The 24116-nt window shown below is 52.4% G+C and carries 23 protein-coding genes and 2 tRNA genes; 5 read left to right on the top strand and 20 right to left on the bottom strand.

What is annotated here, in order from left to right; translation table 11 throughout:
• Positions 1–55 precede the first annotated feature (55 nt).
• Positions 56–673, bottom strand: a complete 618-nt coding sequence (gene rpsD / locus ACTJI9_RS04805; protein WP_008120815.1) for a 30S ribosomal protein S4 — start codon at positions 671–673, stop codon at positions 56–58.
• A gap of 294 nt (positions 674–967) precedes the next feature.
• On the opposite strand from rpsD, the gene ACTJI9_RS04810 reads away from it, so the two are divergent.
• Positions 968–1915, top strand: coding sequence for an extensin family protein (locus tag ACTJI9_RS04810; protein ID WP_440806378.1), 948 nt, complete (start codon positions 968–970; stop codon positions 1913–1915).
• Positions 1916–1931: 16 nt separating this feature from the next.
• Here the strand turns inward: ACTJI9_RS04810 and ACTJI9_RS04815 are convergent, their stop codons facing one another.
• Together ACTJI9_RS04815 and ACTJI9_RS04820 are read right to left on the bottom strand one after the other, a co-directional pair.
• Positions 1932–2120, bottom strand: a complete 189-nt coding sequence (locus ACTJI9_RS04815; protein ID WP_115051672.1) for a DUF3008 family protein — start codon at positions 2118–2120, stop codon at positions 1932–1934.
• A gap of 62 nt (positions 2121–2182) precedes the next feature.
• Positions 2183–2599 (bottom strand): winged helix-turn-helix transcriptional regulator, encoded by a 417-nt coding sequence (locus ACTJI9_RS04820; protein ID WP_115051673.1) that lies wholly within the window; start codon positions 2597–2599, stop codon positions 2183–2185.
• A 149-nt stretch (positions 2600–2748) separates the two neighbouring features.
• On the opposite strand from ACTJI9_RS04820, the gene ACTJI9_RS04825 reads away from it, so the two are divergent.
• Entirely contained in the window at positions 2749–3393 is a 645-nt protein-coding gene (locus ACTJI9_RS04825; RefSeq protein WP_440806383.1) for an NAD(P)-dependent oxidoreductase, read from the top strand.
• A gap of 32 nt (positions 3394–3425) precedes the next feature.
• Here the strand turns inward: ACTJI9_RS04825 and ACTJI9_RS04830 are convergent, their stop codons facing one another.
• From ACTJI9_RS04830 to ACTJI9_RS04860, 7 genes are all read right to left on the bottom strand, one after another.
• Positions 3426–4670 (bottom strand): Y-family DNA polymerase, encoded by a 1245-nt coding sequence (locus ACTJI9_RS04830; protein WP_337353857.1) that lies wholly within the window; start codon positions 4668–4670, stop codon positions 3426–3428.
• A gap of 68 nt (positions 4671–4738) precedes the next feature.
• The gene (gene recJ / locus ACTJI9_RS04835) at positions 4739–6529 is read right to left on the bottom strand and encodes a single-stranded-DNA-specific exonuclease RecJ (protein WP_440806386.1); all 1791 of its coding nucleotides are present in this window, start codon (positions 6527–6529) and stop codon (positions 4739–4741) included.
• A 55-nt stretch (positions 6530–6584) separates the two neighbouring features.
• Positions 6585–7574, bottom strand: coding sequence for a class II fructose-bisphosphatase (gene glpX, locus ACTJI9_RS04840; protein ID WP_115051677.1), 990 nt, complete (start codon positions 7572–7574; stop codon positions 6585–6587).
• Between the two features lie 169 nt (positions 7575–7743).
• Positions 7744–9060 carry a homoserine dehydrogenase gene (locus ACTJI9_RS04845; RefSeq protein ID WP_336441865.1) on the bottom strand — a complete coding sequence of 439 codons (1317 nt, stop codon included), beginning with the start codon at positions 9058–9060 and terminating at the stop codon, positions 7744–7746.
• 72 nt (positions 9061–9132) lie between these two features.
• Positions 9133–10350 carry an LL-diaminopimelate aminotransferase gene (locus ACTJI9_RS04850; RefSeq protein WP_115051679.1) on the bottom strand — a complete coding sequence of 406 codons (1218 nt, stop codon included), beginning with the start codon at positions 10348–10350 and terminating at the stop codon, positions 9133–9135.
• A gap of 216 nt (positions 10351–10566) precedes the next feature.
• Positions 10567–10752, bottom strand: a complete 186-nt coding sequence (locus ACTJI9_RS04855; protein WP_115051680.1) for a Flp family type IVb pilin — start codon at positions 10750–10752, stop codon at positions 10567–10569.
• A 255-nt stretch (positions 10753–11007) separates the two neighbouring features.
• On the bottom strand, positions 11008–11781 hold the full coding sequence (locus ACTJI9_RS04860; protein ID WP_115051681.1) for an SDR family oxidoreductase: 774 nt from the start codon (positions 11779–11781) through the stop codon (positions 11008–11010).
• 134 nt (positions 11782–11915) lie between these two features.
• On the opposite strand from ACTJI9_RS04860, the gene ACTJI9_RS04865 reads away from it, so the two are divergent.
• A complete protein-coding gene (locus tag ACTJI9_RS04865; RefSeq protein ID WP_307284302.1) occupies positions 11916–12824 on the top strand; it encodes a LysR family transcriptional regulator in 909 nt (302 codons plus the stop codon).
• Positions 12825–12973: 149 nt separating this feature from the next.
• Here the strand turns inward: ACTJI9_RS04865 and ACTJI9_RS04870 are convergent.
• Positions 12974–13050: transfer RNA gene (locus tag ACTJI9_RS04870), tRNA-Asp, on the bottom strand.
• Positions 13051–13238: 188 nt separating this feature from the next.
• Here ACTJI9_RS04870 and ACTJI9_RS04875 point away from each other — a divergent pair.
• Positions 13239–13314, top strand: a tRNA-Val gene (locus ACTJI9_RS04875).
• A gap of 300 nt (positions 13315–13614) precedes the next feature.
• Here ACTJI9_RS04875 and lon read toward each other — a convergent pair.
• The 9 genes from lon to ACTJI9_RS04920 all read right to left on the bottom strand — a co-directional run bounded on the left by lon (position 13615) and on the right by ACTJI9_RS04920 (position 23604).
• Complete coding sequence (gene lon, locus ACTJI9_RS04880; RefSeq protein ID WP_115051683.1) at positions 13615–16035, bottom strand: endopeptidase La; 2421 nt, start codon at positions 16033–16035, stop codon at positions 13615–13617.
• 329 nt (positions 16036–16364) lie between these two features.
• Complete coding sequence (gene clpX, locus ACTJI9_RS04885; protein ID WP_008120789.1) at positions 16365–17639, bottom strand: ATP-dependent Clp protease ATP-binding subunit ClpX; 1275 nt, start codon at positions 17637–17639, stop codon at positions 16365–16367.
• A gap of 217 nt (positions 17640–17856) precedes the next feature.
• Positions 17857–18486, bottom strand: a complete 630-nt coding sequence (locus tag ACTJI9_RS04890) for an ATP-dependent Clp protease proteolytic subunit (RefSeq protein WP_115051684.1) — start codon at positions 18484–18486, stop codon at positions 17857–17859.
• A 147-nt stretch (positions 18487–18633) separates the two neighbouring features.
• Positions 18634–19737, bottom strand: coding sequence for an NAD(P)/FAD-dependent oxidoreductase (locus tag ACTJI9_RS04895; RefSeq protein WP_440806396.1), 1104 nt, complete (start codon positions 19735–19737; stop codon positions 18634–18636).
• 56 nt (positions 19738–19793) lie between these two features.
• Positions 19794–20138 carry a cupin domain-containing protein gene (locus tag ACTJI9_RS04900; RefSeq protein ID WP_440806399.1) on the bottom strand — a complete coding sequence of 115 codons (345 nt, stop codon included), beginning with the start codon at positions 20136–20138 and terminating at the stop codon, positions 19794–19796.
• Positions 20139–20142: 4 nt separating this feature from the next.
• Positions 20143–21426 (bottom strand): O-acetylhomoserine aminocarboxypropyltransferase, encoded by a 1284-nt coding sequence (locus tag ACTJI9_RS04905; RefSeq protein ID WP_115051687.1) that lies wholly within the window; start codon positions 21424–21426, stop codon positions 20143–20145.
• Between the two features lie 246 nt (positions 21427–21672).
• Positions 21673–22197, bottom strand: coding sequence for a CoA-binding protein (locus ACTJI9_RS04910; RefSeq protein WP_336441925.1), 525 nt, complete (start codon positions 22195–22197; stop codon positions 21673–21675).
• A gap of 5 nt (positions 22198–22202) precedes the next feature.
• A complete protein-coding gene (locus ACTJI9_RS04915) occupies positions 22203–23027 on the bottom strand; it encodes an enoyl-CoA hydratase (RefSeq protein ID WP_440806402.1) in 825 nt (274 codons plus the stop codon).
• 31 nt (positions 23028–23058) lie between these two features.
• On the bottom strand, positions 23059–23604 hold the full coding sequence (locus tag ACTJI9_RS04920) for a hypothetical protein (RefSeq protein ID WP_307284270.1): 546 nt from the start codon (positions 23602–23604) through the stop codon (positions 23059–23061).
• An 83-nt stretch (positions 23605–23687) separates the two neighbouring features.
• Between ACTJI9_RS04920 and ACTJI9_RS04925 the strand changes: the two genes are divergently transcribed.
• Positions 23688–24116: a PaaI family thioesterase gene (locus ACTJI9_RS04925; RefSeq protein ID WP_115051691.1), complete on the top strand. Its 429-nt coding sequence runs from the start codon at positions 23688–23690 to the stop codon at positions 24114–24116.

Raw genomic sequence — 24116 nt, forward strand, 5'->3', positions numbered from 1 at the left:
CAAAAAAGCCGCCAGGATTGCTCCAGGCGGCTTCTTCAAAAACTTCAAAACCCGATTAACGCGAATAGAATTCGACGACCAGATTTGGTTCCATCTGTACAGCATATGGCACATCGGAGAAGGCCGGAACGCGATTGTACTTGGCAACCATCTTGGTGTGATCAACTTCGATGTATTCTGGAACATCACGCTCAGCGAGCTGAACGGCTTCCAAAACAATCACAAGCTGCTTTGACTTTTCACGAACTTCAATCACATCACCAGCCTTGCAGATGTAGGACTGGATGTTGGTGCGACGGCCATTAACATTTACGTGGCCGTGGTTGACGAACTGACGCGCTGCGAAGATCGTTGGAACGAACTTTGCGCGGTACACAATCGCATCCAGACGCGACTCAAGCAGACCAATGAGCTGCTCACCAGTATCGCCCTTGCGACGTGATGCTTCTTCATAGGTCTTGCGGAACTGCTTTTCCGAAATGTCGCCGTAGAAGCCTTTGAGCTTCTGCTTTGCGCGCAGCTGAACACCGAAGTCGGACAGCTTGCTCTTGCGGCGCTGACCGTGCTGGCCTGGGCCATATTCACGGCGATTTACAGGGGACTTCGGGCGGCCCCAGATGTTTTCGCCAAGACGGCGGTCAATTTTATACTTGGACGATTCGCGCTTGCTCATCGCATTTCCTTTCAACAAAACCAAACCAAGGCTAATATCCCGGTTCAAGGAAACGCGCCCTCCTCTGCCTTCCGTTTTCGAAGACTGACAGAGCGACCCACGCACGCTTTGCGAGATCACCCACGGGACACGTCAAATGAAACGCAGAGCTGTTAGGCCCTGCGCTGTTGTGGCTTCTAGTGCCAAGGTCTTAACATGTCAAGCGCAGACGATGTTTCAGCGGCTCATATAAATTGAAACCGATATTGGTTTTCGCACGTTAGGGTAGACGCTCAAACAGGAGTAGAGCCGATAATGACCCTATTCTCGCGTCCAACGCGTTTTCATCTATTCATCCTTTTATCTCTTGCAGCATCTGTTTCAAGCCTGACATTGGTGAGTTTCACCAGCGATGCGGATGCGCGATCCCGGCGCAACCACCAAACCAGAATCGCGAAGCCTGCCTTGCCTATTATTCCCCCACTTCCGCTGGATAATCCGCGAGCAACCGTCGCGCCGGAGCAAAAGGCTGAAACGCCCGTACCTGGCCAAAAACCTGCGATGGAAGCTGAACCTGCAGCAAAACCTGATGAAAAGCCAATTATTGCGCCCAAGGCGGAGCAACAAGGTCCTAAACCGGATCAGACAGAAGACAACAAGAAGCCTGACGAAGCCACTGAAACAAATGACGCCGCAACTTCACCGGATCGGATTTACCAAAATGCGTGCCCCGCAATTATGAATGGCGATATCCAAGGCGAATTGATACCTCCCCTTTCGGAGGGGGCTTGCGGCGAGCGTTCGCCATTGAAGGTGACGGCGATTGGCAAAGACAATCCCGTGAAATTTGCCGCGCCAATCATAACGAATTGCGCAATGGCTGGATCGTTGGCCAATTGGGTTGTCGAAATTCAAAAAGAGGCACAGAAAAACTTCGGTGCCGAGATAGAAAGCATTGCGACCGGTTCCGACTATCAGTGCCGAAAGGTCAATAATGGTCATAAGGGACGCGTTTCAGAGCATGCCTTTGCCAATGCGTTGGACATTATCTCGTTCAAGTTCAAGAACGGAAAAACGACAGAACTCGGATCAGGCTGGAAAGGCAAACCGGAAGAGCAGGCGTTCTGGTCATCCCTGCACAAGCTTAGCTGCCAGCGATTCATGACGGTTATAGGCCCGGACGGGGACGCCGCACATCAGGGTAACCTGCATCTTGATCAAGGGTGCCACGGAAAGAGCTGCGAGGCGCGCATCTGCCAGTAATGCGCGCTCGCAGGGATCAATGCTTGGTTTTCTTCTTGGGCAGATCCTTGCGATCAGTTTCAGCGAACTCCTCGAGCTGTTTCTCGCTCATGGACTCATACATGCCCTTTGATGCGCCTTTGAGCTCGCTCTTCTTGGTGTCGCCTCGTTTTGCTGAAAGCGCTGCACCTGCTGCTTTCTGTTGAGCCTGGGATTTTGCCGGCATTTTCGTTCTCCCTTTAAACATTCCTTGAGGTGGAGAAACGCAATGCACTTGGGAGGGTTCCGTTATTCTGACTTTGCCGCATCAAACTCAGCGCGCGCCTTTCGCAGGTGATCGCGATTGGTCACCGCCCATTCACCCAAGGCTCCCACTGGCACCGCTATTGAATGTCCAATATCCGTGAGTGCGTAAGTGACTTCCGGAGGAGATGTCGGCTTTACGGTGCGCAACACAAGTCCGTCGCGTTCCAGCGAACGCAGGGTCACGGTCAGCATACGTTGCGAAATGCCTTGGATCATACGTCGCAATACATTGAAGCGCCGTGGTCCGGACTGCAGATTGATGATCGTCAAAAGACTCCAGGAATCACCGACAAGATCAAGCACCTCACGCATGGGGCACAAACCACCCTCTTCCGCCTTCATAGCGGGCATTGATTCGAGCAAGGGGACGTTTCGACTGGTATTTGCGTGTATCGTCATAGCTTCATCACCAAATTTGGATATCACCCGGGCGGTTACCTAGGTGTGCCTTAAAACGGAAAAAGTGCGTTCTTTTCAGACCCACGCATCTAGCATAGATAGTTATTGTTAGTAACCAGAAAACGATGCGTACCTGCATCAAGGAGCATATGATGAAAATTGCATTGATCGGTGCCACCGGTTTTGTCGGCCAGGAAATTTTGAAAGAGGCTATTTCTCGCGGAGACAGCGTTACTGCTTTGGTGCGTAATCCCGCAAAGGTTGAAAAATTGGATGGCGTGACCGCCATCCAGGCGGATGCCTTGGATACAGCAGCTTTATCGGAGAAGCTCAAAGGGCATGACATCGTGGTTTCTGCTTATAATCCAGGCTGGACAGATCCAAACATTCAGGCTGTCCACATCAAAGCAAGCAAATCAATTACCGAAGCGACCAAATCGGCAGGCATAAAACGTCTGATCGTTATTGGCGGCGCAGGAAGCCTGTATGCTGAGGACGGCACACAATTCGTAGACGGTGAACATTTTCCCGCGGAGTACAAGGAAGGTGCACTGGGCGCACGTCAGGCACTGAATGATCTTCGCACTGAAACCGAACTTGACTGGAGCTTCGTTTCACCCCCGTTCCATCTCGCACCTGGTCCTCGCACCGGACAATACCGCCTGGGTAAGGAAAACCCGGTTTTTGACGCTGAAGGTAAAAGTGCAATCAGCGCAAGCGATCTTGCAGTTGCGATTGTCGATGAAGTTCATAGTCCAAAGCACAAGCAGCAACGTTTTACCGCAGCTTACTAATTTTTTAGCTGCCCCACTTCACCTTGGGGCAGCTAAAAATCTTCGGGTTCAGGAATACGCCCGAATGCAATTTTAGAACCTATATAATCACCGGGGCCCTGAGTGGATCCCAGGCTGAGTGCTTTCGACCCGTGGCGGACACGAATCTTGTCTATCAAATCAGAAACGCTTTCCCACTGAGCCCGTTGTTTCACGCTCTCGCCCGTATCGAACAAATCGTGAGTGCCTTCTTGTTCGGCCGAAAGGTCGTGAAGAACGACAGTGACCGAGCTTATATTTCGCATTTCCCCTGCCTCAACCATTTTTTGGTGCAGATTGTTAAGGCAATCCAAAAAACTGCGATCATCACGCGCGGGTCGAAATTGTCCCTCCAGCGTCACGCGGTTATCGCGTCTGACGCCAACCGTATAGCTCATTGCTGCCGCTCGATAATGGGAACGACGCAAACGCCGCGCAGCGCTCAACGTCAGCAGCCGTGCGCATTGCAGTACCTTTTCAGGCGCCCTCCAATCGGCAGGCAAGTTGCGACCATGTCCGAACATGCGTTTTACGGTCTCCGGCTTTTCAATCGCATAACCGTGCAGCGCTGAAACAAACCGCTCACCTTCAACGCTGTTCCAGATAGCCCGAGCGTGCTTGGGGGCAAGGCTCCACAAACCTTTGATGTCAATGATCCCGGCTTGGTCCAACCTCGCCTCCATACCCTTGGAAATACCAGGCAGGTCGCGCAACTCCAGATCAAACAGCCTGCCTGGCAGGTCTTCGTGATCAAGCAAGACAAATCCATCCGGCTTGTCCATCTCCGCTGCAATCTTTGCCAAAAGCTCGTTGAGAGAGATGCCTATCGAGCAGGTAAGAACTGGCCCAATTTCATCGCGCAGCACGCGTTTTATTCTCACTGCAAGAGCTTGCGCTTGGCGTGCCTCGGACTCCAGCAAATGGCAGGCGACCTCATCAATTGAACGCACCGCAGCAATTGGAACACATCTTTCGATTGTTTCCAGAATGCGGTTATGCAGCTTTACATAGACATCCGGTCTCGCTGACACAAACACGATATCTGGGCATTTCTCGCGTGCTTCCCGCACCGATGTACCCGTCTTGATGCCATAGGGTTTGGCTTGGCGACTAGCAGCAATAACACTTGTGTGCGGGGAGTCTAGCGGCACTACGGCGACGGGCCTGTCCCGCAGCGCAGAATTCAACTGTTGTTCAGCGCTGGCAAAAAAGCTGTCAAAATCCAGATAAAGCTTCTCAGCATGTGTCGGCTTGCGCATTTTCAATGTTCCCACATGAGAACAAAAACAGAACATAGCTACCCTGCAAATGCAAGCACAATATTGACTCAGACAGCCTTTGCCGCATCAAGAATGCGAAATTGTGTCGTCGTTGAGCCGTTCCAATGATTAAGAGCCAGATTGCCTGCGACATGCACAGATTGACCTAATTGCCTGAAAAGGAAGTCGCCGAGGTCACTTCCCACCGCACGAAAGGCAATTGCATTGATACGCTTACCGTCTGCACCAGCAAGCGTCACCTTGATGTGGTTGATGCCGACTGACCGAGCGTCAATCAGCCTGTGGTGGGGAAGGACAAGAACCGGTTGAGGATGACCCGACCCAAACGGACCAGCTTTTTCCATCGTTTCGTAAAGGGGAACGGTCGCACCTGCAGCGCTCAAAGCTCCGTCAATTGCCAGTGAGGCATTTCCACGCAATTGTCCCACCATCTCTGCGGATTGCTCTTCGAAAAATGCGCGCAAAGCACCCATTTTCCCACGTTCAACGGTAATTCCGGCAGCCATTGCATGGCCGCCACCCTTAACCAACAGGCCCTGCTCTACCGCGCCTCTGACAAGCTTCCCCAAATCAAAGCCGTTAATAGACCTCCCGGAGCCGCTGCCGGTTCCGTTTGCATTGAACGCGATGGCAAAAGCAGGCCGACGTGCTCGCTCCTTTAATCGCGCGGCGATCAACCCGACGATACCGGGATGCCAGTCGTCATTGGCTGTAATGAGAATAGCCGGACCAGATGAGGAGGAAAGCTCGGCCATAGCCTCGGCTTCCGCCTGTTCAAGCATGATCGTTTCCATCGCCTGACGCTCTTGATTAAGCCGATCAAGCTCCTGCGCAATGCGCATGGCTTCATCCGGGTCGTCGAGCGTTAAAAGCCGCGCGCCGAGACCCGCATCGCCGATCCGCCCACCGGCATTGATTCGCGGACCGATCAGATAAGCGAAGTGAAACGCATTAAGCGGCTCTCCAATCCGCGAGACGCGCGCCAATGCCGCAAGTCCGACATTCTGCTGGGTGCGCGCGACAAGAAGCCCCTTCACCACAAAAGCACGGTTCAATTCTTTTAATGGGACAACGTCGCAGATCGTGGCCAAAGCAACGAGATCGAGTAAAGACAGCAGATCTGGTGGATTGGTGTTAAGTTTCACCCCCTGCTCCCGCAGGATTCGCGAGGTTTGCACCAACGTCAGAAAAACTACGCCTGCAGCGCAGAGATGTCCCTGGCCGGACAAATCGTCCTCACGGTTGGGATTAACGATAGCGAGTGCGGCCTCGGGCAGATTACCACCCACTTGATGGTGATCCAGAACGACAACGTCGGTACCAGCGACTTTGGCCGCATCAATTGCGGCGGCACTATTTGTTCCGCAATCAACTGTGACTATCAGCGAGGCTTGTTTTGCCAATTCCTGCATAGCAGCGGGGTTTGGGCCATAGCCCTCAAATATCCTGTCTGGAATGTAGATTTGATTTGCGATGCCATAATGGGCGAGAAAGCGCGATAGAATGGCTGAAGAACAAGCGCCATCAACGTCATAATCGCCGAAAATAGCAACTGTCTCACGAGCAATAATAGCTTTGGCGATGCGCGCTGCTGCCGGTGCCATATCCGTCAACGACGTCGGGTCTGGCATCAAACTTTTCAGAGTCGGCTCCATAAAAGCCGCCGCGTCATCCAAACCAACGCCCCTCCCAGCTAGGACGCGAGTGACGATATCGGGGAAGCCATGATTTTGCGCCATGGCCAGCGCAATATTTGCCTCGCGCTGGCCGAGTCGATCGACCCACTTCAGACCGGTTGCCGATTGTCCAACGCCGAGAAAAAGCCGTTCAGATGTCATCTGAGCGTTCAATCACTCGGCGGCCCGGAATGCAATGCCCCGAAAGTTCATTCTATTATTGGAACTTGCTCATATCCTGATGCTTCGCTTTGATTTCGCGAACTGTCTGAGAATGTGAGCGCATCACCACCGTGTGGGTCTGAATATAGTCGCGGGCGAACTTGACGCCGGAAAGCATATTGCCATCGGTCACGCCGGTTGCGGCAAAAAGCACGTCACCTTTGGCCATTTCTTCCATCGTATAGATTTTCTTGGGGTCGCTGATGCCCATTTTGGCTGCCCGGGCGATTTTGTCATCGCTGTTGAGTTGGAGCCGCCCTTGCATCTGCCCGCCAATGCAGCGAAGCGCCGCAGCGGCCAGAACGCCTTCAGGCGCGCCACCAATGCCAATATAAATATCAATGCCAGTTTCGTCGGGGTCAGTTGTATGGATAACGCCGGCGACATCACCATCGCCGATCAAACGGATGGAAGCGCCCGTGGCGCGGACTTCCTCAATCAAACGTGCATGGCGTGGACGGTCCATAATGCAGGCTGTTATCTCACTGACGGGCACGCCCTTCGCTTTGGCAACTGCCATAATATTCTCAATGGCAGGCGCATCGAGATTGATGATTCCGGCTGGATAACCCGGTCCAACGGCAATCTTCTCCATGTACACATCCGGTGCATAGAGCAGGTTGCCTTTTTCGGCGATCGCGATAACTGCCAGGGAATTTGGCAAGTTCTTGGCGCAGATAGTCGTGCCTTCCAGTGGATCGAGCGCAATATCAACCTCAGGCCCACTGCGTGTTCCAACTTCCTCACCAATGTACAGCATTGGTGCTTCATCGCGCTCGCCTTCGCCGATAACAACAGTTCCCGCGATGGGCAGGCGATTCAATTCCTGACGCATTGCATCTACAGCAGCCTGATCGGCTGCCATTTCATCACCGCGCCCGCGCAGGCGAGCGGCGGCAACGGCTGCACGCTCGGTTACACGAACCAGCTCAAGGGTCAAAATACGATCGAGGCCTACATCAGTCTGGTCGGAAGTTTTCGGCATAGTTTTTCCTGCTTTTGTGGATATGGCCGCATTTCAAGATCAGCAATGCGGCTTTAGTAGCATCGCTATGCAAATCTTTTGTCAAAGTCGCAACCACGCGGCAAGGGCTTGAGCCGAAGAAAAGCCACTTGCCGAAAAAGCTAATCGATTAAACGCACTATGCCGGTTTTTAACCCGCTCTTTCAATACGAATCATCTGGGGTTTATCGGTTGCGTGACCATCCTTGACGATTCCTTCGAGAGCTTTTTTAACCGCGGCTTCCGTCGTTTCGTGCGTTACCAGAATGACTGTCTTGGTCGCCTCTGCCTGGCTATTGGCACTTTGCCGCTGCACAATCGATTCAAGCGAAATATCATTATCTGCCATGCGTTTTGCGATCGCAGCGAACACACCTGCCCGGTCATGGACAGTCAGGCGGATAAAATACCCCCCCTCATGGGCACGCATTTTAGCACGCTTATAGGGTGCTAGCGCTTTCGCAGGTGTGCCAAAAACAGGGCCATGCTGAAAACCAGGTCGGCTTTTCGCGATATCAGCTAAATCGCCGATAACCGCAGATGCCGTTGCCGCTCCACCAGCCCCAGGGCCGGATAGCAACAGTTCACCCAGGAGATCTGTTTCGATAGCGACGGCGTTGGTAACGCCGTGGACCTGTGCGATAACCGATTCAACCGGCACCATCGTGGGATGCACACGCTGTTCAATGCCGCTTTCAGTCTTCAACGCAACGCCAAGCAACTTGATGCGATAACCAAGTTCGTCGGCAGCCTTGATATCTGCCAATGATATATTGCTGATACCTTCCAGATAAATGTCATCTGCTGCAATCTGCGTTCCAAACGCGAGGCTCGTCAGGATTGCGAGCTTGTGTGCTGTGTCATTTCCTTCGATGTCGAATGTCGGATCAGCTTCCGCATAGCCAAGGCGTTGTGCATCGGCGAGACAGTCCTCAAAAGAGATACCCTCGTCCCACATCCTTGTAAGGATATAGTTGCAGGTGCCGTTCATGATGCCGTAAACGCGCGAAACCGTATTGCCCGTCAATGATTCGCGAAGCGCTTTAATGACTGGGATACCGCCTGCTACGGCAGCTTCAAAGTTTAACAGCACGCCTTTTTCTTCAGCGATCTTGGCGAGATAGACACCATGCTTTGCTAATAGCGCTTTGTTTGCAGTGACGACGTGCCGTCCCGATTTAAGGGCTGCTTCAACAGCTGCCCGAGCCGGCCCCTCGTCGCCGCCGATCAACTCGATAAAAACATCAATCTCATTCGATTTGGCCAGCTCAACCGGATCATCGAACCAGGTCGCCGCTGAGAAATCCACACCACGATCACGCTTGGCATCACGCGCTGACACTGCCGTGACGATAATCTGCTTCCCGCACTGACGGGTGAGCATTTCACCCTTGTCCTGCAAAATTTTCAGAACCGAGGCACCAACGGTACCCAATCCGGCGATTCCTACGCGCAGTGCTTCACTCATCGTTCACTTCCTTGGATTTTCATTAAAGCGGCGCCAGACAGCGCCGCTGATTCCGCTTCGGTCTACGCCAACTTAACGGCGCGCATTCAGCGGAATAACATTATGTAGTTTTTCGTCAGCGGTGCTGAGGAAACGCTTCAGATTACGGGCAGCCTGACGAATACGATGCTCGTTCTCCACCAGCGCGATGCGGATGTAATCATCCCCGTGTTCGCCAAAGCCGATACCAGGCGCGACGGCGACATCCGCATGCTCAATCAGAAGTTTGGAAAACTCCAACGAACCAAGACTGCGGAACTTCTCCGGTATTGGTGCCCAAGCAAACATTGTCGCTGCAGGAGCTGGTATGGGCCAACCAGCGCGGCCGAAACTTTCCACCAGAACATCGCGGCGATGTTTGTAGATGGCGCGAACCTCAGCAATATCTGAGCCATCACCGTTCAGCGCAGCGGCGGCTGCGACCTGAATAGGGGTGAAAGCACCATAATCGAGATATGATTTGACCCGCGTCAGCGCTGAAATCAGCCGCTCATTACCAACCGCGAATCCCATACGCCAACCGGGCATGGAAAATGTCTTCGACATCGAAGTAAATTCAACGGCGACATCAATAGCGCCTGGAATCTGCAGTACGGATGGCGGTGGCGCATCGTCAAAGTAAATTTCCGAATATGCCAAATCCGAAAGAATGATGATTTCGTTCTTCCGGGCAAAAGCTACCACGTCCTTGTAGAAATCAAGCGAAGCAACGTGAGCCGTAGGATTGGACGGATAGTTCAGGATCAATGCCAGCGGCTTTGGAATGGAATGGCGGATACCGCGTTCCAAAGCCGGGATGAAATGATCGTCCGGCATTGCAGGAATCGAGCGAATAACACCGCCGGACATGATGAAACCGAATGCATGGATTGGATAAGTGGGATCTGGGCAAAGAACGACATCACCGGGCGCAGTAATGGCTTGCGCCATATTTGCGAAACCTTCCTTCGAGCCGAGGGTCGCTACGATCTGCGTGTCCGGATTAAGCTTTACTCCGAAACGGCGCTCATAATAGGCGGCCTGTGCGCGGCGCAAACCTGGAATACCCTTTGATGACGAATATCGATGCGTGCGCGGATCCTGAACAGCCTCGCACAATTTATCTACAACACTCTGAGGAGTTGGAAGATCGGGATTGCCCATACCAAGATCAACAATGTCCGCACCCGCCGCTCGCGCACTGGCCTTCAGGCGATTAACCTGCTCGAAAACATAAGGCGGGAGGCGGCGAACTTTATGAAATTCTTCCATATTTTTGGGTCCGGTTAAAAATAGCTGCAATGGGCGTGCGCTATACACCTAAACGGAACCACGGTCGAGAGATCATTGTGATGAGACGCTCGTTCATCTCATCACGAAACGGGGGATGGCGGTCTATCAAAAAACTTAAAAGCCAGACCACCCGGAGGTGGTCTGGCTCTAACTTAGAACATTTTGGTAAAAGGCGAACTTCAGGCCTTCAGATTATTATGGGGCTTTTACCGGTGCCTTACCCAATTCGTCGCTAACAAAACCAAAGGTTTTTGAAATATTGCCACCCAATGTTGTTGCTGCGCCGATGATGGCGACGGAGATTAGAGCTGCAATAAGACCGTATTCAATTGCAGTCGCGCCGGATTCGTCCTTGAGGAAACGTGTGATGAGAGTTGTCATGTGCCTGTCCTGTTTTAAAATATAATTGGTTTCGTTGAACCGTCGTGAACATAGGGTGACAGGAATTGAGCACGCATTAATGGAGATGGTTACCAAAAACTATCTGATTTTATTGCTTAATCGGCCTTTACTGCGCATGATTAAATATAATTAAAATTCGCTGCTGAAATGGTTGCGCTTGGCAAATCCTCCGGCATCCATCGGATTCCGGAGGAATAATCAGGTCGGCCTGCATACGCCGAAACCAAGCGGGCTTTATTTCGTCGTATAGCCGCCATTTACGAGAATAGTCTGTCCGGTCATCCACCAGCCCTCCGACACCATGAAGCGGATATAGGGCACGATATCTTCAATGTCGGTGAGTCCTGTCTTGGAGAACTTTGAGAGCGCAGCAGCCGTTTTGTGATAAGCGACAGCATCTTCACCTTCAGCGGGATAGAAAAACGGCGTGTCCATTGGGCCTGGACCAATCGCCGTCACCGAAATGCCTCGCTCACCAAATTCCTTCGAGGCTGCCCGCGTGAATTGCTCCACGGGCGCCTTAGTCCCCGCATAGGCTGCGTAAAATGGCGTAAACGCTCCCAGCAGCGAAGTGACAAGCGTACAAATCTTTCCGTTATCGTTGAGATTTTTGCCTGCTTCCTTGAGGAAGAAAAAAGCGGTCTTGGCATTAACTGCGCTCATCTCGTCATATTCAGATTCTGAAATCTCTGCGATAGGCTTCTTCAACACCTTGCCCACGGTGTTAATAGCAATATCTGGACGCCCTATCGCATTGACCACATCATCGAAAAGCTTTTCCATGGCGCCTGCAGTCGTCAAGTCGGCTTGAAACGCCACCCCTGTCGAACCCGCAGCCTTGATTGCAGCCAAGGTTGCCTCCGCATCTGTCTTCGTCGCCAAGCTGTTATAGTGCACAGCGATTGATTTGGCTCCATGTGCAGCCAGATCGCGAGCGATCAACCCACCGAGGTTCTTTGCGCCACCTGCGATGATGATAGTTTTTCCTTTGATCCCGTGATCAGGCATGTGTCGGCTCCTTTTGGTGCGCTCACATCATGCGGGCGCTTTCAGGTAACCAGAATATAGGCTAGGTTTTCTGGATAAAGCTGGAGAATTGGACATCACCTGTCAGAATTTCCGCACAATGGGGCGACAGCAATTTGGATCGTATTGACCTCTTCCGCATCTTCTCTCGGGTCGTAGAGTGCTCAAGCTTCACACGCGCGGCTGACACGCTCGGCGTTCCGCGATCTTCGGTTTCAGCGGCGATCGCAGAACTTGAGGGACGAGTCGGCGCCCGCCTCCTCCATAGGACCACGCGCAAGGTATCCCCTACTCAGGACGGCACTGTTTTCTATGATCGCTGTCAAAGGCTCATTTCCGACGTAGAAGACGCCGAAAACCTTTTCAAGCAAACAGCAGCTCAGCCGTCGGGAAAGCTCAGAATCGATGTGCCAGGTCGGATCGGGCGATTGATTATCGCGCCTGCACTTCCGGACTTTCTTGATCGATATCCACAAATCCACATTGATCTCGGTGTTACGGATCGCGCGGTCAATCTTGTAGAAGATAATATCGATTGTGTGCTCCGCGTTGGACCCCTTTCAGACTCAAGCTTGATAGGCCGGACCATCGGCGCATTGCCGCTGATAAATGTTGCAACCCCGGAATACCTGAAGCGGTTTGGCATTCCTGATTCTCCAGCCGAACTACATTCTCACTGGGCCGTAAATTACGCATCTCCGTCCTCCGGGCGTACGACGGAGTGGGAATGGACTGAAAATGGCGAGCAATTTGCTTTGCAAATGCCCAGCCGCGTCACCGTAAACAGCGCTGAGGCCTACATAGCCTGTTGTTTAGCAAGCCTCGGACTCATTCAGATTCCAGCCTATGATGTCCGTGCCCATATTAATGCTGGTGATCTTGTCGAAGTTTTACCCGAATATCGAGCAGCTCCCATGCCCATGACCTTGCTCTATCCCCATCGCCAACACCTCTCGCGGCGATTAAAGGTTTTTGCGGATTGGCTTGAGGAGCTTCTAAAGCAAGACTGCTTGCGACCCAGCTAAAATATATTGAGCACGAGCGGGAATCGACGCCGGCCACGCGATCAGCCATTTTTCAAATTGGTGTTTTAGAAGTCCGGGAAGTATCGAATGCGGCGGGGCCCGCCACTTTTCCAGTAGTCAAACAATATTTGATTTGTCTAAGGGAAAAGTGGCGCGAGTGACGGGGCTCGAACCCGCGACCTCCGGCGTGACAGGCCGGCACTCTAACCAACTGAGCTACACCCGCGCACTTTCGTACCGAACAATTTGTCCGGCGTGAGCGGTCGTTTAAGGGGTTCGCGGGAGAGTGTCAAGCGCAAGTAGCCATGAAAAATGCGATTGTGAAAAACTCTTCAAACAATTCATAAAAGTGCTACATCCCCTCTTGCCAATGTCGTTCGAAACGCCTAAACGCTCCGGAACACACCCTGTGAGGGGCGATTAGCTCAGTTGGTAGAGCGCTTCGTTTACACCGAAGATGTCGGGAGTTCGAGTCTCTCATCGCCCACCATTCCTTTCCAAGATAAGAAATGTTGCACACGGCCTAGCGGCCTGATCGCATGTGTGTTCTGGCAGTATTCTGCCTTCTTGAAGCAATCATCTACCGGACAGTGCTCTTTAACCGGCGATGCGCACCCCTGTAGCGCTGGTCGGGTATTTTGTGTTGCGATCACCAGAATCATATCACCCTATGACCATCTTTAACGGAATGCGAAGCAAGACCGTCAGCAAGCGTCAAGCTTAGAGAGGGGCTATGGAATCAAAATGGCCGGGTAATCGCTTACCCGGCCATCTTTGAACGTGTCAGATGCTAATGGGCGATCTGCGCAGCGGCGTCATCTTCGACAGCCGGAGTTGGAACATGAGCGGGTTCAGTCCACTCGATAGGTTCCGGCTGGCGAATCAAGGCGTGTTTGAGAACTTCATTGGCATGTGAGACAGGTATGATCTCAAGGCCATTCTTCACATTATCCGGAATCTCTGCCAGATCCTTGGCATTCTCCTCCGGAATCAGAACCGTCTTGATACCACCACGCAGAGCAGCCAACAGTTTCTCTTTCAGCCCACCGATAGGCAGCACCCTGCCCCGCAAGGTAATCTCACCAGTCATAGCGATATCTTTGCGAACCGGAATACCGGTCAATATCGACACAATGGCAGTCACCATCGCAATACCGGCCGATGGTCCATCCTTAGGCGTAGCACCTTCCGGCACATGCACGTGGATATCGCGGCGATCGAATAATGGTGGCTCAACTCCGAAATCAATGGCGCGCGAACGGACATAGGATGCCGCCGCCGAAATTGATTCCTTCATCACATCACGAAGATTACCTGTAACGGTCATGCGGCCCTTGCCGGGCATCATGACACCTTCAATGGTCAGCAATTCGCCGCCCACCTCAGTCCAGGCAAGCCCGGTAACGACACCAACCTGATCTTCACCGTCGATCTGGCCGAAGCGGAACTTCTCGACACCAAGATAATCATCAATGTTGGCTGCCGTCACCTTCACCGATTTCTTCTTGGACTTCAGAATTTCCGTAACCGCCTTACGAGCAAGCTTCATCAACTCGCGCTCAAGACTACGCACGCCCGCTTCCCGCGTATAGCTGCGGATAATGGCGCGGATAGCATCCTCAGAGACCGAGAACTCCTTAGGCTGCAACGCATGATCCCGAATTGCCTTGGGCAACAGGTGCCGTTTGGCGATTTCCAGCTTCTCATCTTCGGTGTAGCCGGCAATACGAATGATTTCCATACGATCCATCAAAGGACCCGGAATGTTCAACGTATTGGCGGTCGTCACAAACATCACGTTCGAGAGATCATATTCGACCTCAAGATAGTGATCCATGAAGGTTGAGTTCTGTTCCGGATCGAGCACCTCGAGCAATGCGGAAGACGGATCGCCGCGGAAATCCTGCCCCATCTTGTCGATTTCGTCGAGCAAGAACAGCGGGTTTGACTTCTTCGCCTTCTTCATCGACTGAATGACCTTGCCGGGCATAGAGCCGATATAAGTGCGGCGATGGCCGCGGATTTCGGCCTCGTCACGCACGCCGCCCAGTGACATACGGACATATTCGCGTCCAGTTGCCTTGGCGATCGAACGAGCCAGTGACGTCTTGCCGACGCCGGGAGGACCAACGAGGCAGAGGATAGGGCCCTTGATCTTGGTCGAACGTGCCTGCACCGCCAAATACTCGACAATTCGGTCCTTGACCTTATCCAAACCATAATGTTCGGCATCCAGCACTTCATCGGCAAGGTTGAGATCGTTCTTGACCTTCGACTTTTTGCCCCACGGAATGGACAGCAACCAGTCGAGATAGTTGCGAACAACCGTCGCCTCAGCGGACATCGGGCTCATCTGACGCAGCTTCTTGAGCTCGGCATTGGCCTTTTCACGGGCCTCCTTCGAAAGCTTCGTCTTTTTGATGCGATCTTCCAGTTCAGCGGCCTCGTCACGGCCATCTTCGCCGTCACCGAGTTCCTTCTGAATGGCCTTCATCTGCTCGTTCAGATAGTATTCGCGCTGGGTCTTTTCCATTTGGCGCTTAACGCGCGAGCGGATACGCTTTTCCACCTGAAGAACCGAAATTTCGGATTCCATGAACGACATCGCCTTTTCCAGCCGTGCACGCACGGACAGAATGGACAACATATCCTGCTTCTCAGGAATCTTGATTGCCAGATGCGATGCAACGGTATCCGCCAGCTTCGAATAGTCCTCGATCTGACCCGCAGCACCAACAACTTCAGGCGAAATCTTCTTATTGAGCTTTACGTAATTCTCAAAATCCGACACCACCGAACGGGCAAGCGCCTCGACCTCAACCGGATCTTCCTCCGGTTCAGCCAGCGTTGTTGCATTGGCTTCGTGATAGTCGGTACGATCGTTGAAACTCGTAATTTCAGCGCGCGCAATGCCTTCGACAAGTACTTTCACCGTTCCGTCTGGCAATTTCAGCAATTGCAAGACGTTAGCGATTGTGCCCACCGTGTAGATTGCGTCGGCTTGGGGATCGTCATCCGCCGCGTTTTTTTGTGTGGCAAGCAGTATCTGCTTGTCGACGCCCATCACTTCTTCAAGGGCGCGAATTGACTTTTCGCGTCCAACGAAGAGCGGGACGATCATGTGAGGGAAGACAACGATATCGCGCAACGGCAAAACGGCATAAAGCCCGTTCTCGCCACCCGCCGGAGTCTTCTTGCTTGCAACCGTCATTTCAATGTCCTTTCTCAGACCATTCGGTCAGATCACCGCGTCCGGGCACCCTTTTGGTTGCATGAATTCCCGAAAATGGATGGGAGAAAACTCCAATCCCGGAGCCATGCTAGAGCGGCGTACTACCAGTTATGCGGCTTACCTATTACTTGGAGTGGCAACCCTCCTGTTTCAAGTCACCGGGCTCCAAGCGTCTTCACAGAATCGTAATCTATCCTGCGCTCCGGATGGGTGGAGCGCAATCTTTTGCGACGCCGTACACAGCTTTGAAAACAGAAAAGCTCCGCACAACGCGGAGCTCCTCGTTATTTTGCGCTATTTCCGAAGGATTACGCGGAAACATTGCCTTTTTCTTCCTTGCGTTCAGCATAGATATAGAGCGGACGTGAATTGCCCTCTACCACATCGCCCGAGATGACGACTTCCTGAACGCCATCCAACGTCGGCAGTTCGTACATCGTATCAAGCAGGATTTTCTCCATGATCGAGCGCAAGCCGCGAGCACCGGTCTTGCGGGCGATCGCGCGCTTTGCAATTGCCTTCAATGCATCCTCATGGAAGGTCAGCTCGACATTCTCCATGTCGAACAGACGCTGATATTGCTTTACCAAGGCGTTCTTTGGTTCGGACAAAATCTGCACCAGAGCGACCTCGTCGAGATCCTCCAACGTTGCGATAACAGGCAGACGACCAACAAATTCGGGGATAAGACCAAATTTCAGCAGATCTTCCGGCTCAAGTTCGCGGAAGATTGCGCCAACACGGCGATCATCCGGTGCCTTGACTGCCGCGCTGAAGCCAATCGACGTCTTTTCACCACGAGCGGAAATGATCTTGTCGAGCCCGGCAAATGCACCACCACAGATGAAGAGGATGTTCGTCGTATCCACCTGCAGGAACTCCTGCTGGGGATGTTTGCGACCACCCTGCGGCGGCACGGAAGCGACAGTGCCTTCCATGATCTTCAACAAAGCTTGTTGAACACCCTCACCCGATACGTCGCGCGTGATCGAAGGATTGTCCGACTTGCGGCTGATCTTGTCGACTTCATCGATGTAAACAATACCGCGCTGCGCCCGTTCGACATTGTAGTCGGCGGACTGAAGCAGCTTCAGGATAATGTTCTCAACATCTTCACCGACATAGCCGGCTTCTGTCAGCGTCGTCGCGTCTGCCATCGTAAACGGCACATCAATGATGCGGGCGAGCGATTGCGCCAGATAGGTTTTGCCGCAACCAGTTGGACCAACCAAAAGAATGTTGGACTTCGCCAATTCGACTTCATTGTTTTTCGATGCGTGGGCCAACCGCTTGTAGTGGTTATGGACCGCGACAGATAGAACACGCTTGGCATGGTTCTGGCCAATGACATAATCATCCAGAACAGCCATGATTTCCTGCGGCGTCGGGACGCCTTCACGAGATTTCACCATCGAGGATTTGTTTTCCTCGCGGATGATGTCCATGCACAATTCGACGCATTCATCACAGATGAAAACAGTCGGGCCCGCAATCAACTTGCGAACTTCGTGCTGGCTCTTCCCGCAAAACGAGCAATAAAGCGTATTCTTTGAATCGCCGCCGCCGTTGCTGACTTTGCTCATTGCAGTTTCCTTTCAGTATCGGCCCCTCCTCTTGCGGGGGCCGCCACTTCCGTTAGTTGGAAGTGATTCGATCAATTATTGGTAGAATAAGCTCTGCAAACTCACCAATAACTTAACGTAGCGTCTGCTCGTCTCTATGCAAGCCGCTTATGTGGCAGAAAGTCCCCACATGGGTCAAAAAAAGTTCATTTTCGACCCATGCGGGCAATTTAGCCGGTTACTTTGCGTCGCCTTCGACCGCAGCACGCGATTCAAACATCTTGTCGACCAATCCGAAATCAAGTGATTCCTGTGCCGTCATAAAGTGATCACGGTCCAGAGTACGCTCGATTGTCTCGTAATCCTGGCCTGTATGTTTAACATAAATCTCGTTGAGGCGGCGCTTCATCTTGATGATATCCTGCGCGTGACGCTCAATATCGGAAGCCTGCCCCTGGAAGCCGCCCGATGGCTGATGAAGCATGATGCGGGCATTTGGGAGGACGAAACGCATATCCTTTTCGCCAGCAGTCAGCAGCAGCGAACCCATCGATGCGGCCTGACCGAAACAAAGGGTTGATACGGCAGGACGAATGAACTGCATCGTATCGTAAATCGCCATGCCCGATGTTACCACACCGCCAGGCGAGTTGATGTACAGGTTAATTTCTTTTTTCGGATTTTCCGACTCAAGGAACAGCAACTGCGCGCAGATCAGCGTCGCCATTCCATCTTCGATTGGTCCGGTAATGAAAATAATGCGTTCTTTCAGCAGGCGCGAAAATATATCATAGGCCCGCTCGCCCCGATTGGTCTGCTCGACGACCATTGGAACAAGATTCATAGCTGTTTCGATTGGATCTCTCATCGGTGGGCCTCAGCTTTTAAGAGAATATGAGGCTGGAAGCGCCTCAGATTCGTGGAACAAGGATTCGTTACATAGGGTGTTGGCACCCGTTTCCGCAAGATGTTCGCGTCAGGATGCCGGTTCAATATGAAGGTGAATGGCCCGAGATTAATAAGTCTCTGCCCTCAGCCAACGCTTTAATAGCGGAACATCACCGTTTTCGACGGTTTGTGCGACACGGCGGCCAACGGCAGCGCCAAATTTATACCCATGGCCCGAACAGGCCGAAACGATGATGCATTTACCCATTTCTGTCGCAAAAAAACGTTCATCGGAGGTGAAAGTATAAGCGCAAGTCACAACATTCGTGACGCGATATTCGTTGATGCGCTTTAAAGGTGGAGCGAAAAGATCGCGGATGGTTTCACCTTCCCCCTCGACCGGGACGCGATCAAGATCGGCACTGGGTGTTTTGCGCTTGTGGAGGCCGGAACCAAACTTCAAACCACCGCCACCGCTAGGCGGGAGAATATAGCCGTCTGTACGCCCACCCACATCAAGAACCACAGGTGACGCATCCCATGCGGCCTTCAAATCTGCCGGTGGATCGAGATAAACAACGGCAGTGCGATAGGTTGTCAAATCTTTAGTGATGTCCGGAAAAAGCTTTGTAACCCAAGCGCCGGCAGTCACGACGACCTTGTCCGCCGTCAACTTTGTGCCATCAGCAATGGTAACCGAACCATTTTCAGTATCGACGGCAATAACTTGGGTATTTTCAAGGACTTCTGCACCATTTTCGCGCAGCCAGCGCAGCATATCGGTCGCAATTTTCTTACAATGCAAAGCACCACCTTCCGGCGAGAAGAACGCATATCGAAAGCTTCCTTCTTCAAGGTATGGATAGCGCTTTAGGGCTTCAATAGAATCATAAATTTCAAGGGGATAGCCACCATTCTCGAGGCCTTCCCTATATTCGTCCGCTTCGTCTCCAGCCTCGCGCGATACAGCGATAAAACCACGCGAATCCAGATGAACAGCCCCAATGTCCGCCCAAAGCTCCCCCCATGCCTCATAAGCTTCGGAGATAGCATTGGCATATCCGCCCGCAGCACCGTAGGCGCGTCTTATGATACGGTGATGATCGCCTGAAGCTGCCAGTGGATTGGGAATGGCTCCCTGTTCGATAAGCGTGACGGAATGCCCCGCCTTCGTCAACGACCAAGCTGAAGACAGGCCACCAATACCAGCCCCAACAATAATGATTTTCATGATAAGACTCTGTTTTTACTGACCTTCTGCAAGGCTAACGAACATGTCATCATTCGTCAAAGTCTTATCACATATTCTTTTCTTGTGGTTTCGATCACTTCCCATGTTCCGCGAAAACCCGGGCGCAACACGAAACTGTCACCGGCCTGGATATGATGCTCGCCCCCACCATCCTCGGTAATAATCGAGCGGCCCGAAAGGATGTGGCAATACTCCCATTCATCATAAGCAATGCGCCATTTACCGGGCGTTGCTTCCCAGATTCCGGCATAGATGCCGCCATCAGATTCGTCACAGTTCCAAGTCCGGAATTGCGGGTCTCCGGCAATAATGCGGTCTGGCTTGGGTGCTCCATGTTCCGGATCAATATCGCCAAAGTCTATTTTCACTAGGTTTGTCATAGGCTTACACTTTCGCCAAGGCCTGATCGAGGTCAGCAATAATATCGGTGACGTTCTCAATGCCAATAGACAGGCGCACAACATCAGGGCCCGCACCGGCAGCAATCTTCTGCGCATCACCCAACTGACGGTGGGTGGTTGAAGCCGGGTGAATAACCAGTGACTTGGTATCGCCGATATTTGCCAGATGGGAAAAAAGCTCAAGGTTTTCAACGAGCTTCACTCCGGCATCATAGCCGCCCTTCAGACCGAATGTAAAAACAGCACCACCGCCATGAGGGGAGTATTTCTTCTGAAGCGCATTATAGGGATCGTCCGGGAGACCGGCATAGCTGACCCAGCTGACTTTCGCGTGAGATTTCAACCACTTAGCGACTTCGAGCGTATTGTCTACATGACGCTGCATACGCAGCGGCAAGGTCTCGATACCGGTGGCAATCAGGAATGCATTGAAGGGTGAAAGAGCCGGGCCAAGATCGCGAAGACCAAGAACGCGCGCAGCAATGGCAAAGGCAAAATTGCCAAAAGTTTCGTGGAGAACAATGCCGTTATATTCCGAACGAGGCTCGGAAAGCAGCGGGTAATTACCGGATTTCGACCAGTCAAACGTGCCGCCATCGACAATGATCCCGCCCATGGAATTGCCATGGCCGCCCAGAAACTTCGTAGCAGAATGTATAACAATATCAGCACCATGCTCGATTGGCCGGATGAGATAGGGTGATGCCAAAGTGTTATCCACAATGAGCGGAATTCCATGCCTATGGGCAATTTCCGCAATGGCAGAGATATCAGAAATGATACCGCCGGGGTTGGCAATGCTCTCGATGAAAATGGCTCTGGTGCGTTCATCGATCTGCGCTTCAAAAGCCGTGGGATCAGTGCCGTCAGCCCAGCGAACACGCCAGTCAAAAGATTTGAACGACTGGCCGAATTGATTGATCGAACCGCCATAAAGCTTGTTGGAAGCGACAAAATTATCGCCAGGCTGCATCAACGTATGAAACACCAGAAGCTGTGCAGCATGACCCGATGCAACCGCCAATGCGGCCGTACCACCTTCAAGCGCTGCAACACGTTCTTCCAGTACGGCATTGGTTGGATTGGTAATTCTCGTATAAATGTTGCCGAAAGCCTTGAGACCAAAAAGAGAAGCGGCATGGTCAGCATCGTCGAAGACGAACGCGGTCGTCTGGTAGATTGGAGTTGCCCGCGCCCCGGTCGCCGGGTCTGGCTGTGCTCCGGCGTGAACTGCCAATGTTTCAATTCCGGGTGCACGATTTGCCATATTCCAATTCCTCCAAAGCAAGTGATGGAGGCAAGCTAGGGGATAGTCGAGCCCCCGCCAAGGAAAGATTTTTCAATCGGCAAAGTTTGCCAGACTCAACCGGCCACAACTAAATTGCATCTCCAGATTTCAAATTTTGAGCAATTTTCGGCAGTTTTTGGGTAAGATTGCTGTGCTTTGCAGGAAATTGGTGTGGTTTCGTTGAAATGCGGTCCGAATATCGATGAATTTGATTCAAGCCTCGGCTTACTTCAGACGGTTCAATCCGAAACTCTGAAAGCCTTTTCCAAGAATTGGCTTTTTGGAAGAAAGAACCCGCGAGTTCACTCCGCTCCATCCGATTTCGCCACAAAGACGCGCATATTCAATTTTCGGGCAGCGGTTCATGACCACCTGAATTCCCGCCGCCTCCGCTTTTCGCGCAGCCTCGTCATTGCGTACCGTAAGTTGTGTCCAGATGACTTTCGGCAAAGGGTTGAGCGCCAGAACTTCATCGACAATGGCAGGGACAGCATCGGAAGCGCGAAACACATCGACCATATCAATGGGCTCCGGAATATCCGCCAAACGTGCATAAGTCAGTTGCCCGAGAATGTTTTTCCCGGCTTGTCCCGGATTGACGGGGATAACCTGATAGCCTTTTGCAAGGAGATATTTCATCACAAAGAAACTCGGCCTCACCTCATTGGCCGAAGCGCCAACCATGGCGATAATTTTAACAGACGAGAGAATGCCGCGAATATAATCGTCGGGGTAGTGGTCGTGATCCATGCCGCTCACTCGCCCGTCCATTCGGGTTTGCGTTTTTCCATAAAGGCACCGATGCCCTCTTCGGCATCCCGGGCCAGCATATTTTCAACCATAACCTGCGCCGTGTAATCATAGGCGCTGGCAAGGTCCATTTCTGCCTGTTTGTAGAATGCTTCCTTGCCGATTTTCAGTACCAAAGGTGATTTGGCTGCAATGGCTTGAGCATATTTCCTGACAATCTGATTCAGATACTCCTGTGGCACAACCCGGTTTACCAGTCCAAACTCGCGCGCAGTTGAAGCATCAATGGTTTCGCCGGTCAGCAGCATTTCCATAGCCTGTTTGCGCGACACATTGCGCGACAGCGCGACCATCGGCGTCGAGCAAAAAAGACCGATATTTACGCCCGGCGTGCAGAAGGTGGATTTGTCTGAACAAACTGCCAGATCGCAAGAGGCAACCAGTTGACATCCGGCGGCGGTTGCAAGCCCGTCAACGCCAGCAATCACAGGTTTTGGATGGCTGACGATAGCCTGCATCAATTCCGCGCATAAGCGCATGGTTTGTTCGAAAAAGGCACGGCCACGATCTTCGTCGGAGCGATGGCTCGACAATTCCTTGAGGTCGTGGCCTGCCGAAAACAATTTCAGCGATGAATCGATAACGATAACGCGAACTGCCTTGTCTTCTCTTGCCGATCGAAGGTGTTCCAATAGCAATTGCATCATCGCAATCGACAAAGCGTTGGCCGGAGCGTTTTGCAATGTCAGACGCAATATGCCGTCCAACAGCTCATGACCGACAATAGGGCTAACCTGCCCTTCCTTGCGGATGGCGTGAACTTCTCCCATGGCATTCCTCGTACTTATGTGGCCTCGTTGCTTATTGCTGCCGTACCCACTGATTATAGAATGGCTTCAATGAGCGCAAATGACGCTCTACGATTACGATATTTTCCAGCGACGGTCTGGCATTTTGAATCTGGGCCAGACCGCTTTTCAAGCCGTTGATTGCTTCTGCTTTTTGCTCGGGTGAGAGAGCAACCATTGTGGGAACCGAGGCGATGGCCTTTTCCACTTCCTGTTGGGGTTGTGGATGGGTGGCCCAATGATAGGTGACCATGATCGTGTTGTTTGTATCGAGCCAATCGGCATAGCTGGCAAAGCCGAATTCCCGCGCCTTCGCGTCAAGTATTGCGGTCCGGACGGATGCTTCATCGTCCTCATCAAGTTCGCGCTGTGCGGCGGCGACTGGCGCATAGCCATAAAGGAAACGCGTCACGATCTCTTCATTCAAAGCCACGGCCCGATCCGGCATTTGGTAGCGTTCTATAACAGGCGCCAAGGGCGGCGCGGGCCGCGTGGCGAAAAAACCCGCATACCCAACGGTGAGCAAAACAGAGGTGACAACTATTCCTGGCGGTTTCATAAAACGGCCCCATCCTTGTAAAGACCAAGCAGCGTCAATAGTAACAGTCTAAGTGTAAACAAAACAGCAAGGGAACAGCGATAATGGCTGCATTAATGAGCGCAAAAGCCCTGACAGCGTTTCTTGAAGAGGAGTTTCCGCAGGTTAACGCAGACGGCATTGCTTACACTGTTGTTGATGCCGGCGCTGGCTATGCTGTGATGCGTCTGGAGCCGACTGTGAAACATTTGCGCCCCGGAGGCACGGTGTCAGGGCCAACCCTGTTCGCATTGGCGGACATTACCGCCTATATGGCCATTCTTGCTCAAATCGGCCCTGTCGCGCTGGCTGTTACAACCAATCTGAACATCAATTTCCTGCGCAAGCCTGAAATTGGTCCCCTGGAGGCAAGAGCTACGCTTTTAAAACTTGGCAAGCGTCTTGCCGTGGTGGACATTGCCATTACCAGCGGGGCCAGCAGCGAACTGGTTGCCCATGCAACAGCAACCTATTCCATCCCGCCAAGAAGCTGA

Origin of the sequence: Phyllobacterium sp. 22552 (assembly GCF_052044585.1) — a bacterium.
GTDB lineage: Bacteria > Pseudomonadota > Alphaproteobacteria > Rhizobiales > Rhizobiaceae > Phyllobacterium > Phyllobacterium ifriqiyense.